Source organism: Mesorhizobium sp. RCAM 05099, from assembly GCF_059683685.1.
In genome coordinates this window covers 2910227-2925334 of the sequence record NZ_CM185035.1, presented here as the reverse complement: position 1 = coordinate 2925334, position 15108 = coordinate 2910227, and the positions used below count along the sequence as shown (strand labels likewise).

Here is a 15108-nt window from a genome sequence, read left to right as displayed (position 1 = left end):
AAGGACGCCTTGGAATTCTGAATGTCGAAAGGAAGCCGATGCGACTGCGTTCGAAAGCCCTCGCGGCGCTGTTCTTGTGCGCCACGGCCTTGCCGGCGATGGCGCAGGAATGCGGCGGCGACTTCGAAGCCTGGAAGCAGGGCGTGGCGGCGGAAGCCAAGGCGGCTGGCGTCGGCGCCGCCGGCCTCGACGCGCTGGAGGATGCGACCATCGACGACAAGGTTCTGGCGCGCGACCGAGCTCAGGGCGTCTTTACCCAGACCTTCATCGAATTCTCCAACCGTATGATCTCGGCCTACCGGCTGAAGCAGGGTGCGGCAAACCTGAAGAAATACGCCGACGTCTTCGCTCGCGCCGACCAGCAGTTCGGCGTCCAGGCACCGATCATCGCAGCCTTCTGGGCGCTGGAAACCGATTTCGGCGCCGTGCAGGGCGATTTCCACACGCTGAGCGCCCTGGTGACGCTCTCCCATGATTGCCGCCGCCCACAGCTTTTCCGGCCGCAACTCATCCCTCTTTTGACGCTGATCGATCGCGGTGTGCTGCCGGAGAACGTCACGGGCGCCTGGGCCGGCGAGATCGGCCAGACGCAGATCCTGCCTTCGGACTATCTGGCGCGTGGCGTCGACGGCGACGGTGACGGCAAGGTCGACCTGCGCAACAGTGTCCCGGACGTCATCATGACCACGGCCAACAAGGTGCTGTCGCGCGGCTGGAAGCGCGACCAGCCCTGGATCGAGGAAGTCCGCCTGCCCGAAGACATGCCGTGGGACCAGACCGGACGCACCAACAAATTGCCGCTGTCGCAATGGGCGCTGTGGGGGGTCACCAATCCGAACGGCACGCCGCTGGTCGACAACGGCCTGAAGGCCGGCCTGGCCTTGCCGATGGGGCGCAAGGGTCCTGCCTTCCTCACCTACGACAATTTCGACGTCTATCTCGAGTGGAACCAGTCCTTTACCTACGCGCTGACCGCGGCCAATCTCGCCAACAGGCTGGCGGGCGCGCCACAGTTCGATCCGCGCGATCCCGAGACCGGCCTCGACAATGAGCAGATGAAGGCCTTGCAGACCAAGCTGGAAGCCAGGGGCTACGACGTCGGCACGGTCGACGGCATCCTGGGCACCAACACCCGCGAAGCGATCCGCAAGGAGCAGATGCGGCTTGGCCTGCCAGTGGATGGCTGGCCAACGCCGGATCTGCTGGCGAGGCTTTCCGCTGTCTCGGCAAATCCTCCTGTTCCCTAATCCGCCATCGTCTCCAAACTCGCAAACCCTTGTGGCGCGTCGCCCTCGTCGAACGGCGTCGTCACCTCGACGAAAGTGTCGGGATAAAAGCCGTTGAAGCGGGTCCTGAGCGACAGCGAATAGGCGCCGATATGGCCGATCTCGATCCAGTCGCCGGTGTCGACTGTTTCCGGCAGCCAGAACGGCCGCGACAGGATGTCGACGGAATCGCAGGTCGCCCCGCAGACCTTGAACGGCACGATGTTCTTTTCCTCGCCATTGCGCGAGCGGATCGCCGGGTCGGGAATGAAGCGTGCCGGCAGCGTGATCTTGCCGGTCCATGAATCCGACAGCGATGCCCAGATGCCGTCATTGATGTAGAGCCGCTTGCCCTTGCGCAGCAGCACGCGCACGATCAGCGACAGGCAGCGCGCGACGATCACCCGGCCCGGCTCCGCGACCAGCGGCATCTGGTCGAACTGGTATTCTTTCAGGTCGCCGGACAGCCGCGACATGATCTGGCCGAGCGACGGCATTTCGATCTGCTTGCGGTTGGGATCGTGCCCGTATTCGGCCGGAAAACCGCCGCCGACATCGAGCCCGGCAATGTCGAAGGTCAGCCGGTTGCGCACCCAGTCGGCCGAAGCCAGCGCCCGCTCATAAGTATCGGGATCCTCGATCTGGCTGCCGACATGAAAACACAGGCCAACCTTGTAGCCGGTGCGGTTCAGCCGCTCCGCCAGTTCGACCGCATAGGCAGGCCCGGCGCCGAACTTCTTCGACAGTTCGTAGGCCGCGAGGCCCTTGGTCTGCACCCGCACGAACACGCTGATCGAGCCCGGATCGATGTCGAGCGCGCGCACCACCCGCGTCAGCTTGGTGATCTCGTCCTCATGGTCGAGCGAAATGACGCGGATGCCGTACTTCTCCAGCGCCAGCTTGATGTCCGACTGCGCCTTGACCGGGTGCATGTAGAGCATCTCGGCGTCGGCGGAGACGGCGCGCACGGCGGCGAACTCGCCGGGCGAAGCGACGTCGAAGGCATTGACGCCGGCCTCGACCAGGGTCTTCAGCACGATCTGCTCGCCATTGGTCTTGACCGCATAGGCGGTCTTGCCCGGGAACATGCCCATGAACTGCCGCGCGTCGGCCTTCAGCACCTGCGGGCGGAAGCAATAGATCGGATCGTCCGGGCGAAGCGCCAGTGCCGCCTCGCGGGCATTCTCGAATCGCTGCATGGACGAATCCTCACCTCGGCTGCGCACAATTAATCCAAGCTAGCGGCTAATGAAAACAATTCTGTGTCTCGCGGCCCTGACGCAGCGGCGCTAGGTCTTTGACGGCAACGTCTGCCATCAATCAGGTTTCGGGTGGCCCTTGTCGCCAAACCCGATATGCCTTCCGCCTGACTGGCTGGCATTCAGGGCGTCTGGGAGGACGATCACATGGCAATAGCCGCGACATCCACGCCACGCGGGCCGATGGTGCTCAAGGACTGGGGACAGCTCCTGCTGCTCGGCGCGATCTGGGGCGGCTCGTTCTTCTTCGCCCGCATCGCGGTGGCTGAGCTTCACCCGCTGGTGCTGGTGCTGTTTCGCGTCGCCATCGCCGCGATCGCGCTGCAGATCTATCTCGGTCTGCGCGGACCGTCTTTCCGGCTCGCTTTTCCTCACGCCGGGCTGTTCTTCCTGCTGGCGCTCACCAACAATGTCATCCCCTTCTCGCTGATCTTCGCCGGCCAGACCCAGCTTGGCGCCGGTGTCGCCTCGGTGCTCAACGCGACGACGCCATTCTGGACGCTGATCCTCGCCAACGCGCTGACATCAGACGAAAAACTCTCCTGGAACAAACTCGTCGGCATTGCGCTCGGCGTCGCCGGCACGGCGGTGATGATCGGTCCCGGCCTGCTTGCCGGGCTCGGCGGCCCGGTCTGGGCCAAATTCGCGCTGATCGGCGCTTCGCTGTCCTATGGGATTGCCCTGATGGTCGCCCGCCGCTTCAAGGGCGTGCCCTCGCCGGTCATCGCCACCGGACAGCTGACCGCCTCGACCATCATCGTGATCCCGATCGTGCTCTTCACCTATGGCCCGGCTGGCCTGTTCTCGGCCTCGCCCCCGGTGTGGGCGGCGGTGCTGGCGCTGGCGCTGCTGTCCACCGCCTTCGCCTACATCCTTTATTTCAACCTCGTCGCCTCGGCCGGCGCCACCAACGCCTCGCTGGTCACGCTCATCGTGCCGGCCAGCGCCATGCTGCTTGGTTTCCTGTTCCTCGGCGAGCGGCTCGAACTGTTCGAAATCGGCGGCGTGGTGCTGATCGCGCTTGGCCTCGTCACCATCGACGGGCGAGTGTTCGCTCGAGGTTAGAGCACCGCGTCCAACTGGACGCGCGAAGGACGCTCCAGCCCCTTTGATTGAATCGCCTCATCGTGCTTTCCGGAAGTCGAATTCGACTTTCGAGCCGATGCGGTAGCGCTGCCATGCCACGGCAGCGACACACCACCGCCATAATTTATTCACAGGTCCGAACCCGGTTTTTGCCTAGGAGTTTCAACACCTAACGGCAAAACCGAGGTCGCAAATCCCACAATCACGTCGCAATGCAGCACATTTTCCGCTTGCCTGTGGCACAAATGAACCTAGACTCCCAGCCATAGCTCTTTAAGAGGAGGCTATATCATGGGACTTACGAGGCCAATCAACGCATTGATGATCTGTGCTGCGTTCGCCTTCATCGGAGCCCTTATTATGGGCTTTCTTCCCTGACCCGCCAAGACGGGAAGACCAGCACCCAATAGTCCAACCGATTCGAAAGGCCGGGTTTTTACCCGGCCTTTCGCTTTTTCAGCCTGTTCATGCCGCGGCTGACCCGGCTGCCTCCACTTCATGCGAGCGGATGCCGATCATGTGGCAGATCGCGAAGACAAGGTCAGCCCGGTTCATGGTGTAGAAGTGGAAGTCGCCCACCCCGCGCTCGACCAGGTCCAGCACCTGTTCGGCCGCCACCGCCGAAGCCACCAGCGCATGCGTTTGCGGATCGTTCTGCAAACCGTCGAAGCGCTCGGCCAGCCAAGCCGGCACCAGCGCACCGCAGCGCGCCGAGAAATTGGCGACCTGGGTGAAATTGTGCACCGGCAGGATGCCGGGCACGATCGGGATGTAGATACCGGCGCGGCGGGCGCGCTCGACATAGCGCTCGTAGAGATCATTGTCGAAGAAGAACTGGGTGATTGCCCGCGTCGCGCCATTGTCGACCTTGCGCTTGAGCATGTCGATGTCGGTGGCAAAGTCAGGGCTTTCCGGGTGCTTCTCCGGATAGGCCGAAACCGAGATGTCGAAATCGCCTGCATCCTTCAGCGCCCCCACCAGTTCGGCGCCGTTGGCGTAGCCGTCGGGATGCGGACGGTAGGCGGTTCCGACGCCGGCGGCCGGATCGCCCCGCAAGGCGACGAAGCGCTTCACGCCCATGTCGGCGAATTCCTGGATCACCGCGTCGACCTCATGGCGGGCGGCGTCCACGCAGGTCATGTGCGCCGCCGGCGTCAGGCTGGTCTCTCTCAGGATACGGCCGATGGTGCGTGCGGTGCGCTCACGGGTCGAGCCGCCGGCGCCATAGGTCACCGAGACGAATTTCGGCTTCAGCGGCTCCAGCCGGGTGACCGTATCCCACAGCCTCGTTTCCATCTCGTCGGTCTTCGGAGGGAAGAATTCAAAGGAAACGCTGACCTTGTCGCCAATGTCCGGGCGGCGGGAAAAACGGAACTGGTTCATCAGGCGATTTCCCCTATCGAGCTAACTTTGGCCTGGCGGCTTTCATTGGAAGGATCGGCGATCAGCAGGCGCCGGTCGCGGCCAAGCCACAGCTTGACGGTGAGCTTGGCCTCATTGCCGCCGCGCGGCTCGAACTCTTGGGCATCCTCGAGATCGAGGCCGGCTTCGGAAAACCACTCCTTGATCTGCCGGTCCGAAAAGCCAAGCCGCATATGCGCGTGTTCGTCACGCAGGAACTCCAGCGCATGCGGCGCGAAATCGACGATGACCAGCCGCCCGGCCGGGCGCAAAAGCCGCGCCGCCTCGTGGATGGCGCGGGCGGGGTCGTCGAGATAGTGCAGCACCTGGTGGATGGTGACGAGATCGAAGGCATCGCGCTCGACCGGCGGCGCGAAGATGTCGCCCTGCCGCACCTGCGCATTCGAAATGCCTGCCTTGTCAAGATTGGCGCGCGCCACGGTCAGCATCTCGCGCGACATGTCGATGCCGACACCGCGCCGGTAGAGCGGCGAGAATATCTCCAGCAGCCGCCCGGTGCCGGTGCCGAGGTCGAGCATCGACTGGAACGGCCGCTTGCCGACCAGCTTCAGCATCGCGGCTTCGACGGCGCGGTCCGGCACATGCAGCGAGCGGATATGGTCCCAGCTCGCCGCGTTCACCGAAAAATATTCGGTGGCGCGGTCCTGACGCTTGCGCTTCACCGAGGCCAGCCGCTCGAGATCGCGCTCGACCTGCGGGTCGGCACCGCGAATGCCGGAAACCAGCCCCATCACGAAGTCGCGCGCGGAATCGGTGTCCGATAGGCGGAAGAACGCCCACGACCCTTCCTGGTAGCGGCCGATCAGCCCAGCCTCCAGCAACAGCTTCAGATGCCTCGAAACGCGCGGCTGCGACTGGCCGAGAATTTCGGTAAGATCGGAAACGGTGAGGTCACCGCGCGACAACAGTGCCAATATGCGCAGCCGGCTGGATTCGGCCGCCGCCTTCAGTGTGTCCACCATGGTGTCGAGCGAAACATGCATCAGCGCATTCTCTTTGAAAAAGATATAAACATATGTTTATGTCGATTTTCGAAACCTTGCAAGCGCTATGTCGCTTCCGGACAAGAAAATGCCGCATGCGTGATTTCCCGCTCCATGCCTTCCAAAACGGTGTAGCGATCTTGGGACAAGGACATGCGCTAACAGGAAGATGGGCAGAATGACCGCACCGCGTGAGATGTTCGAGGCACGCGAAGGCGAGCGGAGACTGGAAACCGACCCGGCAACGATGCCGCCAGATGGCGGGATCGTCTTCATCGGCCGCATCGCCTCGCCATGGAAGACGCGGGACACCTGCCCGAAAAACATGCGCAGCGCGCGCGAGACCGGGCAGCCGGCGAGGCTGACCATCGACGCGCCTTACCGTGAAGGCCTGCGGGGACTGGAACGAGCCAGCCACGTCATCATCCTGTCCTGGTTGCACCACGCGCCGCGGAATCTGATTGTGCAGAAACCCCGCCATGCGGCTGAAGCGAAAGGTGTATTCGGCCTGCGCTCCCCTGCCCGGCCGAACCCGGTCGGCCTGCATGTGGCCAGGCTGGTCGGGCTCGACATCGCCACCGGGCGCATCGAGCTTGACGCCATCGATGTGCTCGACGGCACGCCGGTCATCGACATCAAGCCCTATTTCGCCTCGACCGACGCCATATCAGAGGCGACCTTTGAAGGCCGCGACGAGCGATGAAAGCGCCGACCGGCCGACGTCGCGCCATCGCCAAGGCGCTGACCGCGCTTCTGCCGCTGGCGCCCTATGCCGACATGGAGAAGATCCGTACCGACGCTGGCGCGGTTCATATGAAGACCTTGCCGCCTACCATCGCCGTGTGGCTCGCAACCATTGCCCATATCCGCCACATGCACACCGACTACGAGAAGCTGCTCAGCGAGGGCTACGACCGCGACTCGGCGCGGTTCTTCGTCATCGAGCAGACCAACACCGTGCTCACCCGCTGGCGCGCGACACGGCTGCTCGACGCCGATGACGAGGATGAATAAGACAGTAAGTCCGCTTATTGCCGCGTCAGGACGGCGACCGCATTGTAGGGCTGGCCGTCCGCCTGGCCGACCCACGTCCAGGACAACTTCCCCTTGAAAAACCTGACGGTGATGTCGCCGCCGTCGATGCACTTGTCCTGGCCGTAAGTGATGCTCTCATGGTATTGCGCCGAGGTGTCGTCCCTGGACGTCTGCGACAGCGATCCCCCGCAGCCGAGCGATGGATAATCGATCGACGCGCCGCCCTCATTGATCGTCATGGCGATCGACCAGTCGGCGCCGGCGTCGCCGGCCGGACTCTGGTGGCCGTTGCCGACCCAGGTGCCGGTCAGCGTCGGCACCCCGCAAGGAACGTTCTGGAAGATCGGCGTCAATTCGCTGCCCGTCTTCTCGCAGCGATAAGTCTGGCCGCCTTGGCACAGGCTCCTCGCCTTCTTTCGCGCACTGCGCACTGGCTTCGCCCGCGGCGGCGAAAATCAACATGCCTGCGATGACGGTCCCAAGCCTGCCCATGTCCCCTCCCGTTCAGAGCCCCACAATTGTATGGCAATTTCAGTCCAATGTATCAGCCGGTTCGCCAGGGAGGACGAACAGCGCCGGGTGGGTGGCTCTATCGCTTGCGCCTGGGGCCGATAGCCTGCGGATTCCGCCTTGCGCGAGAGGAGGCCCCGATGAGCCAGACGACGGCAATACAGGACGCGAAGCCACTGCCCGCGGTCAGCGACCGCCACGTCGACCCGCATTCCTATCCCCAGGGCATCGCCTTCCTGGACGGCCAGTACCTGCAGATGTCGCAAGCCAGGATTTCAGTGCTGGACTGGGGTTTTCTGCATTCCGACGCCACATACGACACGGTGCATGTCTGGAACGGCCGCTTCTTCCGCCTCGACCTGCATCTCGAGCGCTTCTTCGGCGGGCTGGAAAAGCTGCGGATGACGATCCCCTTCGACCGCGAAGGCGTGGCTGAAATCCTGCACAATTGCGTCGCGCTGTCGGGTCATCGCGAAGCCTATGTCGAAATGCTGTGCACGCGCGGCGCCTCACCGACCTTCAGCCGTGACCCGCGCCAGGCGGTCAACCGCTTCATGGCCTTCGCCGTGCCGTTCGGCTCGGTCGCCAATGCCGAGCAATTGCGGCGCGGCCTGCATGTCGCGGTCAGCGACAAGGTGCGCATTCCGCCAGCCTCGATCGACCCGGCGATCAAGAACTACCACTGGCTCGACCTGGTACGCGGCCTCTATGATGCCTATGACCGTGGTGCCGAGACCGCGCTCATCCTCGATTTCAACGGCAATGTCGCCGAGGGCCCGGGCTTCAACGTCTTCTGCGTCAAGGACGGCAAACTGTCGACGCCGGCCGTCGGCGTGCTGCCCGGCATCACCCGCCGCACCGTATTCGATCTCTGCGCCGAGGCCGGACTTGTCGCTACGGCCGCCGATGTCGGCGTCGCCTCCCTCAAGGCGGCCGACGAAGTCTTCATCACCTCGACCGCCGGTGGCATCATGCCGGTGACGCGGATCGACGGCGCCCCGGTGGCGGACGGCAAGGTCGGCGCGATCACCAGCCGGCTGATGGCGCGCTACTGGGAGAAGCATGACGATCCGGCATGGTCGAGCCCGGTGCGCTATCCCTGATCAAACGGGGCGGCTGCCCAAAAAATTTCCCTCACCTCTGGAAAATCCCGGGATCCGCAGTATATGCGCGGAAGCGGAGAAGCCTCCGCTTTCATCAGAAAAATCGCGCCCGCAGGGGCAAGGATTCCCATCATGACAGGCAAGGTTTGGTTCATCACCGGATCGTCCAAGGGTTTTGGCCGCGTCTGGGCCGAGGCCGCACTGGCGCGAGGCGACCGCGTCGCCGCGACCGCTCGCGATGCCGGCACGCTCGCCGATCTCGTCGAGAAATACGGCGACAACATTGCCGCCATAAAGCTCGACGTCACCGACAAGCAAGCCGTCGATGCCGCGATAGCGGAGGCGCACAAGCGCTTTGGCCGGCTCGACGTCGTCATCAACAATGCCGGCTATGGCCATTTCGGCGCCATCGAGGAAGTCAGCGAACAGGAAGCACGCGACCAGATCGAAACCAATGTGTTCGGCGCCCTGTGGGTGACCCAGGCCGCGCTGCCGATCATGCGGGCGCAGCGTTCCGGCCACATCATCCAGATCTCGTCGATCGGCGGCGTCAATGCCTTTGCCTCGCTCGGCCTCTACCACGCCTCTAAATGGGCGCTGGAAGCCTTCAGCCAGTCGCTGAGCATCGAGGTCGCGGAATTCGGCATCCATGTCACGCTGGTCGAGCCCGGCGGCTTCTCCACTGACTGGGCCGGCCCCTCGGCCAAGGTCTCCCAACCGATCGAAGCCTACGCTCCCGCGCGCGCAAAGATGGCCGAGCGCCGCGCCAATTCGGTCGCCGGCGATCCCGAGGCCACCGGCCCGGCGATGCTGGCCATCGTTGACGCCGCCGAGCCGCCGCTGCGCGTGTTCTTCGGCGATGGCGGCCTGCCGATGATCAAACAGGAATACGCCAACCGTCTCGCCACCTGGGAAAAGTGGGACCACGTTTCCGTCATGGCGCAAGGCGCGAAGAAGAACCGCAAGGCAGCCTAGACGATGCAAAATCCCGCTACGCCGCCTCCGGTGGCGTAGCCCTGCCCTGCTAAGCCGGATAGATCCACTGCTCCGGCACGCGCACCGAGATTTCTTCGCCTGCCCTGATCGTTCCCGGCTTCTCGACCCAGGCAACGAGGCCGCGAAGCCGCTTGGCGGCCTTGGGGAACAACAGCGCGCCGGCCTCAACGTCGGCCATGCCGGCGTTTTCGGCGATCGATCGGCCGGAGATGCGGCAAGGTCCGTTCTGCGCGTCGACCTTGATGGTCGCGCCGCCCTTGAAGAACAGCAGCGTGCCGGCCGGCAGCATGGACAAATGCGGCACGCCTTCGATCACCAGATTGGCGCCGATCCACTCCGGCTTGATTTCGGCGAGCCCCATCCGTTCGGCGACGACGGCCAGTTCATCCGCCGCCACGATAGACAATTGCCGTTCGTTGCGCATTTCGGTGCCGCGCGGATACCATGGCTCGCGGCCGCCCGAACGCCGCGTCGATCCGGCATGGAAATCGCCTGATATGCCGTCGAAGCCCAGGCGCAACTCGTCCACCGGGCGTGTCTCGAAATGATCCGATGGCGCGAGGTAAAGTGCTGCCGCCCTGGCGGCAAGCTTTCGCGCCGGGACGATTTCGACTGGCTTTTCAGCCTCGGGGAAGAGATCCAGCATGGCTTCATTCCTTGGATGATGCCGTTTGTTTTTGCCCTTCGGCCGGCAAGGCCGCAAGGGCGGTTTGGGCCAAAACGCGCAACTCTTCGACCGATGCGCCGTCCCGCGCCTGGATCGACATGCCGTTCATGACACCTGCCAGGTATTTGGCGAAGCCTTCGACCGAGAGGTTTTCCGGCAGGTCGCCCACTGCCTTGCCGTTGGCCAGCCGGTCCGCGATCGCCGCTTCACTCGCCTTGCGATAGGCCTTCAGCTCATCCGCAATGGCTTGCGCCTGCGGCGAGGTCGCCAGCGCACCGCTGACGAACAGGCATCCGCCGGGCTTGCCGGGCCGGGAATAGGCCTCTGCCGCGCCCAGCAGCAACCGCCGGATCGCCTCCCGCGTCGGCACCGGCGCGCTCAATGCCTCGAGCGCAAACCCTATCTCGGTCTGGTGATAGCGCGTCAGCGCCTTGCGGAACAAAGTCTCCTTGTCTGTGAAGGCGTTGTAGATCTGCGGCGGCGTCAGCCCCATTGTCTCGCGCAGCATAGCCAGCGACGTTGCCTCATAGCCATGCTCCCAGAACAGATGCATCGCCGCATCCAGCGCCCGGTCGGGGTCGAATGCGCGCGGCCGGCCACCCCTAGGTTTTTCCAATTTATCCATAGTGATCGATACGAAACCTATTGACTTGCCTTGCCCCCATAACGTAACAATTGATACGAAACATGGCAAGCGGAATGAAATCCTGCCAGCAAGGCCATGCAACCAAAGGCAAGGAGAGCCAAATGCCAATCACCGTGACCGCGCCGGAAGGCGTACTGACCCCGGCGGGAGAGCGCGAAATCCTGCCGCGTCTTAGCGCCGCCCTCATCGAAGCCTCCGGCGCCACCGGCAATTCGTTCTTCACCGCGATCGTCGGCGGCACGGTCCACGTCCTGCCGCCTCACCACATCTATGCCGGCGGCGCCAATCGGCCGGTCGTCATGGTGGAACTGAAATTGCCCAACATCGGCCTTGGCTCGATCGAAGCCCGCAAGGACTTCATCACCGCTGCCTGCGGCATTGTCGAAGAGCTCTGTGTGCCCGGCCACCGGCCTGAAAACACCTGGATCAACATCGTCAACGCGCCCGATGGCGGCTGGGGTATCGGCAACAGGCAATATACCGGGGACGCGCTTGTCGCTGCCGCCACCGCAGCCGCGCACTGATCTGGCGATGAGCGGAAGCGAACCCATGCGGCTCTCCCCTTCGCTGTTCTTCACCACCAATTGCGAGCTGGCGCTGGCCTTCTATGAACAGTGCGGCCTTGGCCGGGGAACAATCCTGCTGCGCTGGGGCGACAACAACATGCCGGTGCGCACGGAAGCTATGCGTGGAAAGGTGTTGCATGCCCGGTTCGAAGGTCCAGGGGTGCTGTTTCATGCTTCCGACAATGATGACGCGGAGCCTATGAAAGGCTCGGCATTGATGCTGGACTTCGACGACCTCGCCGCCATGCGGGCTCTCTTCGATCGTATGGCGGCGGGTGGCCGGATCACCGTGCCGTTGGCGCCGCAATACTGGGGAACCAGCTTCGGCATGATCGTGGACCCATTTGGCGTGCAATGGATGTTCAGCTGTTCTGGCGGCTGATGCTGCCAGGCTCTTCCATCAGGAGGGCTTCCAGCCATCGAAGTTCCAGTGCGTCGGTTTCAATGCTAGCTTTCAGAACAGCAGGAGGCGGCAATGGAACAAAGTGAAATCATAAAACGATCAGGCGGAAACTTCTTGATCTTTGCGGCTTGCGCGTTCCTGCTATGGATTTGGGCCGCGCTCATTGATCGGATTGCGCAGATTGTGCGCCTTTCCACACCCGATCACCTTACCGGGGTTGCCGCCTCGATCGCGAGTTCCGCCACGCTTCAGGCGATCATCAGCATCTGGCTTCTGACAGCTGCCGTCGCGATTGCATTTCCCGTAATCTGGCGACCGCTCTCCATGACCACGACGCTGATGTTCGACGTTGGCTATGGCGTTCTTGGCGCCTTGACGGGCTTCGGTTTGGCCATCGGCCTTTTTGGTGGGGGGTGGCATATATTCCTGTGGGCGTTGATCTACAGCATTGCCATCGCCGTCGGCTATGCGCTGGTACGCTGGTGGCTGCCGCTTTCGGAGGTGCAATCTTACGGCAGTAGCCGGTGGATCCTTGCCGGCATTCTGTTCCTGGCCTCCCCGGTGATCCTTATCTGGGGATAGGCGGGCGAATGCTCCGGCCCCGCGAACGCATCGGGATTCGATCACGACCTTCTTACCTGAAACCGACCTGTTTCGGGACCGCGCCGCATTGCCGCCGCGCCATGCCGGTTTGATGATACCGCCCAGATAGGAGGGAGCTCATCATGCGTCCGGGGACGGCAATCACACTGCTTTGGCTGTTCTGGGCCGCGACATGGGCCGCCGCCGCCTTCTGGGCCGACCGGGTCGAGAAGCGCGCCGGCTTTCAGGCCGAGGCGCCTTACCGGGCGGTCCTGATGCTTGGCACCATCCTGCTCTTCATTCCGGCGCACGGCTATGTCGGGCGGCTTCGCCTGTGGTTTCCCAATCTTGCCGAGGCCTGGATCTGCGTCGCGTTGATTGCCGTCGGCCTCGCCTTCTGCTGGTGGGCGCGCGTGCATCTCGGTCGATTGTGGTCAGGCACGGTCACCGCCAAGGCCGAGCACCATGTGGTCGACACAGGCCCGTACCGTCTCGTCCGCCATCCGATCTACACCGGACTGCTGCTGGCGATCCTCGCCACCATGGCGGCGAAAGGCACTGTCTGGGGTGTTGCCGGCGCCATTCTGCTGACCATCGGCATCGTTATGAAGGCAAGACTGGAAGAGCGCTTCCTGCGCGGCGAACTGGGCAGCGCCTATGACGACTACGCCAGGCGCGTGCCGATGCTGGTGCCGTTCGCGCCAGTCTGAAGCGACAAGACGTGTGGAGCGCCAGCTCAGTTTGAATTTTTTGCTACACTGCCTTGCTGGAAATGTTCGACGGCACCGTCAATTTGAACCCAGTCATGTTTCGACTGCTCAAAAACCGACCTGATGGGGGGTGGGTGTTTTGGGTCCGCCAGCGCGCCGACCGCAACGCCGATCAGCGACGGCAGCCTGTCGGCCTTCCAATAGATCGTTGAGCCGCAGTTTGGACAAAAGTAGCTGTGGACCCTCCCGCCGCTTGCCGCATCCCTGGTGAACTCTTTGACAGTTCCGGAAATGCCGACGGCGTCGACTGGATAAAAAGCGCCGACGCCAAATGGCGCGCCGGTTCTGCGCTGGCAGTCAAGGCAATGACAGGCGACAACCAGTTTCGACGCTCCTGGAAGCGTTAACGTGAGAGCCCCGCAACTGCATCGGGCATCAGCCATTGGAAAACCCTCCTTTTTGAAGTGAGATCGCGTTGATTTCAAAGTGAGACCCCTCCCGAACGCCGGGAGCAGTCGAGATTGAGGTCAGGCTGAGGGGAGTAGAAATCGGCCAGACTGGTCGGATTTCGAGACTCCGAACGAAGCGTGCCTTGGTAAGGAAGTGCGGGACGCCGCCTTCCGCAGGCCGGCTGAATATCAGCACACGCTAGAGCATTCTGAGAAGCGCGCCACCTATCGAGTATCCCGCGCCAAAGGCGCAGATGAGGCCGTGGTCACCCGGCTTCATGTCGGCATGGTTCTGCGACAGCGCGACGATGGCGCCGGCGCCCGCCGTGTTGCCAAGCTTTTCCAGCACCATCGGCGCGCGGTCATGGTCGACCTCATGGCCGAACGACAGCTTCAGGATCATGGCATTCATGCGGGCATTGGCCTGATGCAACCAGAAGCGCCTGACAGCCTGTGGCGTCAATCCCTGCTCGGCGAGGAACTCGACAATGAATTTGTGTCCGGCGACGGTGACTTCCTTGAACACCTTGTTGCCGACCTGCTTGATCAGATTGCCTTCGAGATTGATCATATAGGGATCATCCTGGGCGGTACGGGTGTAGTAGCCAAGATTGGTGCGGATGTTGTTCGACATCTGCGTCCAGATCCGCGTGTCGAGCACCTCGAAGCGTCCCGGTCGCCTCTCGCCCAGGGCGAGCCCCTCGACCACCATCGACACCGAGGCATCACCGAAGATGAAATGCGTCTGCCGGTCGCGGAAATTGAGATGACCGGTGATGATTTCCGGTGTCGTCACCAGAATGCGCTTGTGCGCGCCCGAGCGCACCAGATTGACCGCCATGTGAAGTGCTGCCGCCGCCGACGAACAACCAAGCCCCATGTCGAAGCCGGCGCCCTTTGTGCCCAGCGCCTCCTGCATTTCGATGGCGATCGCCGGATAGGGTCTCTGGTGGTGCGAGGCCGAGCAGATGATCAGGTCGATATCTGAAGGCTGCAGCCCGGCATGGTCGAGCGCTTTCCTGGCCGAGGCGATGCCGAACTCGGCTTCGAGCGACAGCGCATCGTCTGGGCGCGCTGGAATGCGCGGCGTCATGCGGGTCGGATCGAGAATGCCTTCGCGCTCGATCACATGGCGAGTGCGCACGCCCGAAGCGTGGACGATGAAGTCGCTGTCCGATTTCTGCAGCGGCGGCTCGTCGGTGCCCTGGCGGCGCGCATTCTCCATGTCGACCCAGGCATTGAAGCTGGCGACCAGTTCTTCATTGGTGATCGAGGGTTCAGGAATTTCAACGCCGATGCCGCCGATGATGACGCGATGCATGTCCAGTCTGTCCCATCCGCAGCGTTGCGGCTTCATGTGGGCGCCGTAACGCTCCGGCGCAACACTTTTCTCACTGAGGCGGTTTACGCCAACTTAAACGTGACT

18 protein-coding genes are annotated in these 15108 nt (G+C 63.0%); 10 read left to right on the top strand and 8 right to left on the bottom strand.

Annotated features, from left to right (window positions below):
- The first annotated feature begins 38 nt into the window (after positions 1–38).
- Positions 39–1247 carry a lytic murein transglycosylase gene (locus AC56QQ_RS14415; RefSeq protein ID WP_497128089.1) on the top strand — a complete coding sequence of 403 codons (1209 nt, stop codon included), beginning with the start codon at positions 39–41 and terminating at the stop codon, positions 1245–1247.
- On the opposite strand, the gene AC56QQ_RS14410 is transcribed toward AC56QQ_RS14415, so the two are convergent.
- Positions 1244–2464 (bottom strand): alanine racemase, encoded by a 1221-nt coding sequence (locus AC56QQ_RS14410; protein WP_091580275.1) that lies wholly within the window; start codon positions 2462–2464, stop codon positions 1244–1246. The two genes, AC56QQ_RS14415 and AC56QQ_RS14410, sit on opposite strands and share 4 nt — an antisense overlap.
- Positions 2465–2671: 207 nt before the next feature.
- On the opposite strand from AC56QQ_RS14410, the gene AC56QQ_RS14405 reads away from it, so the two are divergent.
- Positions 2672–3589 carry a DMT family transporter gene (locus tag AC56QQ_RS14405; protein WP_497128087.1) on the top strand — a complete coding sequence of 306 codons (918 nt, stop codon included), beginning with the start codon at positions 2672–2674 and terminating at the stop codon, positions 3587–3589.
- A gap of 486 nt (positions 3590–4075) precedes the next feature.
- On the opposite strand, the gene metF is transcribed toward AC56QQ_RS14405, so the two are convergent.
- Together metF and AC56QQ_RS14395 are read right to left on the bottom strand one after the other, a co-directional pair.
- The gene (gene metF, locus AC56QQ_RS14400; protein WP_489862109.1) at positions 4076–4993 is read right to left on the bottom strand and encodes a methylenetetrahydrofolate reductase [NAD(P)H]; all 918 of its coding nucleotides are present in this window, start codon (positions 4991–4993) and stop codon (positions 4076–4078) included.
- On the bottom strand, positions 4993–6015 hold the full coding sequence (locus AC56QQ_RS14395; protein WP_489862110.1) for an ArsR/SmtB family transcription factor: 1023 nt from the start codon (positions 6013–6015) through the stop codon (positions 4993–4995). Before AC56QQ_RS14395 ends, metF begins: the two co-directional genes overlap by 1 nt.
- 178 nt (positions 6016–6193) lie before the next feature.
- Between AC56QQ_RS14395 and tsaA the strand changes: the two genes are divergently transcribed.
- Positions 6194–6718, top strand: coding sequence for a tRNA (N6-threonylcarbamoyladenosine(37)-N6)-methyltransferase TrmO (gene tsaA / locus AC56QQ_RS14390; protein ID WP_497128085.1), 525 nt, complete (start codon positions 6194–6196; stop codon positions 6716–6718).
- The gene (locus AC56QQ_RS14385; RefSeq protein ID WP_497128083.1) at positions 6715–7029 is read left to right on the top strand and encodes a DUF2293 domain-containing protein; all 315 of its coding nucleotides are present in this window, start codon (positions 6715–6717) and stop codon (positions 7027–7029) included. Before tsaA ends, AC56QQ_RS14385 begins: the two co-directional genes overlap by 4 nt.
- A 14-nt stretch (positions 7030–7043) precedes the next feature.
- Here AC56QQ_RS14385 and AC56QQ_RS14380 read toward each other — a convergent pair whose 3' ends face one another.
- On the bottom strand, positions 7044–7481 hold the full coding sequence (locus AC56QQ_RS14380; RefSeq protein ID WP_497128081.1) for a hypothetical protein: 438 nt from the start codon (positions 7479–7481) through the stop codon (positions 7044–7046).
- A gap of 219 nt (positions 7482–7700) precedes the next feature.
- On the opposite strand from AC56QQ_RS14380, the gene AC56QQ_RS14375 reads away from it, so the two are divergent.
- Positions 7701–8663, top strand: coding sequence for a D-amino acid aminotransferase (locus AC56QQ_RS14375; protein ID WP_497128079.1), 963 nt, complete (start codon positions 7701–7703; stop codon positions 8661–8663).
- 132 nt (positions 8664–8795) lie between these two features.
- Positions 8796–9638 (top strand): SDR family oxidoreductase, encoded by an 843-nt coding sequence (locus AC56QQ_RS14370; protein ID WP_497128077.1) that lies wholly within the window; start codon positions 8796–8798, stop codon positions 9636–9638.
- A 49-nt stretch (positions 9639–9687) separates the two neighbouring features.
- On the opposite strand, the gene AC56QQ_RS14365 is transcribed toward AC56QQ_RS14370, so the two are convergent.
- A complete protein-coding gene (locus AC56QQ_RS14365) occupies positions 9688–10305 on the bottom strand; it encodes an MOSC domain-containing protein (RefSeq protein WP_497128075.1) in 618 nt (205 codons plus the stop codon).
- A 4-nt stretch (positions 10306–10309) separates the two neighbouring features.
- Positions 10310–10834, bottom strand: a complete 525-nt coding sequence (locus AC56QQ_RS14360) for a TetR/AcrR family transcriptional regulator (RefSeq protein WP_497129004.1) — start codon at positions 10832–10834, stop codon at positions 10310–10312.
- A 239-nt stretch (positions 10835–11073) separates the two neighbouring features.
- On the opposite strand from AC56QQ_RS14360, the gene AC56QQ_RS14355 reads away from it, so the two are divergent.
- From AC56QQ_RS14355 to AC56QQ_RS14340, 4 genes are all read left to right on the top strand, one after another.
- Positions 11074–11496, top strand: a complete 423-nt coding sequence (locus tag AC56QQ_RS14355) for a tautomerase family protein (protein ID WP_091580250.1) — start codon at positions 11074–11076, stop codon at positions 11494–11496.
- Positions 11497–11521: 25 nt separating this feature from the next.
- Complete coding sequence (locus AC56QQ_RS14350) at positions 11522–11920, top strand: VOC family protein (RefSeq protein ID WP_497129002.1); 399 nt, start codon at positions 11522–11524, stop codon at positions 11918–11920.
- A 93-nt stretch (positions 11921–12013) separates the two neighbouring features.
- On the top strand, positions 12014–12523 hold the full coding sequence (locus AC56QQ_RS14345; RefSeq protein WP_497128073.1) for a hypothetical protein: 510 nt from the start codon (positions 12014–12016) through the stop codon (positions 12521–12523).
- A gap of 143 nt (positions 12524–12666) precedes the next feature.
- Entirely contained in the window at positions 12667–13233 is a 567-nt protein-coding gene (locus tag AC56QQ_RS14340) for a methyltransferase family protein (protein WP_497128071.1), read from the top strand.
- 26 nt (positions 13234–13259) lie between these two features.
- Here AC56QQ_RS14340 and AC56QQ_RS14335 read toward each other — a convergent pair whose 3' ends face one another.
- Positions 13260–13676 carry a GFA family protein gene (locus AC56QQ_RS14335; RefSeq protein ID WP_497128069.1) on the bottom strand — a complete coding sequence of 139 codons (417 nt, stop codon included), beginning with the start codon at positions 13674–13676 and terminating at the stop codon, positions 13260–13262.
- A 205-nt stretch (positions 13677–13881) separates the two neighbouring features.
- Positions 13882–15003 carry a beta-ketoacyl-ACP synthase III gene (locus AC56QQ_RS14330; protein WP_497128066.1) on the bottom strand — a complete coding sequence of 374 codons (1122 nt, stop codon included), beginning with the start codon at positions 15001–15003 and terminating at the stop codon, positions 13882–13884.
- Positions 15004–15108: the final 105 nt, after the last annotated feature.

What these genes read in the sequence shown, in the direction of transcription:
- AC56QQ_RS14415 (WP_497128089.1), top strand. Translation starts at nt 39, where the DNA reads ATGCGACTGCGTTCGAAAGCCCTCGCGGCGCTGTTCTTGTGCGCCACG.
- metF (WP_489862109.1), bottom strand. Translation starts at nt 4,993, where the DNA reads ATGAACCAGTTCCGTTTTTCCCGCCGCCCGGACATTGGCGACAAGGTC.
- AC56QQ_RS14370 (WP_497128077.1), top strand. Translation starts at nt 8,796, where the DNA reads ATGACAGGCAAGGTTTGGTTCATCACCGGATCGTCCAAGGGTTTTGGC.
- AC56QQ_RS14335 (WP_497128069.1), bottom strand. Translation starts at nt 13,676, where the DNA reads ATGGCTGATGCCCGATGCAGTTGCGGGGCTCTCACGTTAACGCTTCCA.
- AC56QQ_RS14350 (WP_497129002.1), top strand. Translation starts at nt 11,522, where the DNA reads ATGCGGCTCTCCCCTTCGCTGTTCTTCACCACCAATTGCGAGCTGGCG.
- AC56QQ_RS14375 (WP_497128079.1), top strand. Translation starts at nt 7,701, where the DNA reads ATGAGCCAGACGACGGCAATACAGGACGCGAAGCCACTGCCCGCGGTC.
- AC56QQ_RS14410 (WP_091580275.1), bottom strand. Translation starts at nt 2,464, where the DNA reads ATGCAGCGATTCGAGAATGCCCGCGAGGCGGCACTGGCGCTTCGCCCG.
- AC56QQ_RS14345 (WP_497128073.1), top strand. Translation starts at nt 12,014, where the DNA reads ATGGAACAAAGTGAAATCATAAAACGATCAGGCGGAAACTTCTTGATC.
- AC56QQ_RS14360 (WP_497129004.1), bottom strand. Translation starts at nt 10,834, where the DNA reads ATGCTGCGCGAGACAATGGGGCTGACGCCGCCGCAGATCTACAACGCC.
- AC56QQ_RS14330 (WP_497128066.1), bottom strand. Translation starts at nt 15,003, where the DNA reads ATGCATCGCGTCATCATCGGCGGCATCGGCGTTGAAATTCCTGAACCC.
- tsaA (WP_497128085.1), top strand. Translation starts at nt 6,194, where the DNA reads ATGACCGCACCGCGTGAGATGTTCGAGGCACGCGAAGGCGAGCGGAGA.
- AC56QQ_RS14405 (WP_497128087.1), top strand. Translation starts at nt 2,672, where the DNA reads ATGGCAATAGCCGCGACATCCACGCCACGCGGGCCGATGGTGCTCAAG.
- AC56QQ_RS14340 (WP_497128071.1), top strand. Translation starts at nt 12,667, where the DNA reads ATGCGTCCGGGGACGGCAATCACACTGCTTTGGCTGTTCTGGGCCGCG.
- AC56QQ_RS14385 (WP_497128083.1), top strand. Translation starts at nt 6,715, where the DNA reads ATGAAAGCGCCGACCGGCCGACGTCGCGCCATCGCCAAGGCGCTGACC.
- AC56QQ_RS14355 (WP_091580250.1), top strand. Translation starts at nt 11,074, where the DNA reads ATGCCAATCACCGTGACCGCGCCGGAAGGCGTACTGACCCCGGCGGGA.
- AC56QQ_RS14365 (WP_497128075.1), bottom strand. Translation starts at nt 10,305, where the DNA reads ATGCTGGATCTCTTCCCCGAGGCTGAAAAGCCAGTCGAAATCGTCCCG.
- AC56QQ_RS14395 (WP_489862110.1), bottom strand. Translation starts at nt 6,015, where the DNA reads ATGCATGTTTCGCTCGACACCATGGTGGACACACTGAAGGCGGCGGCC.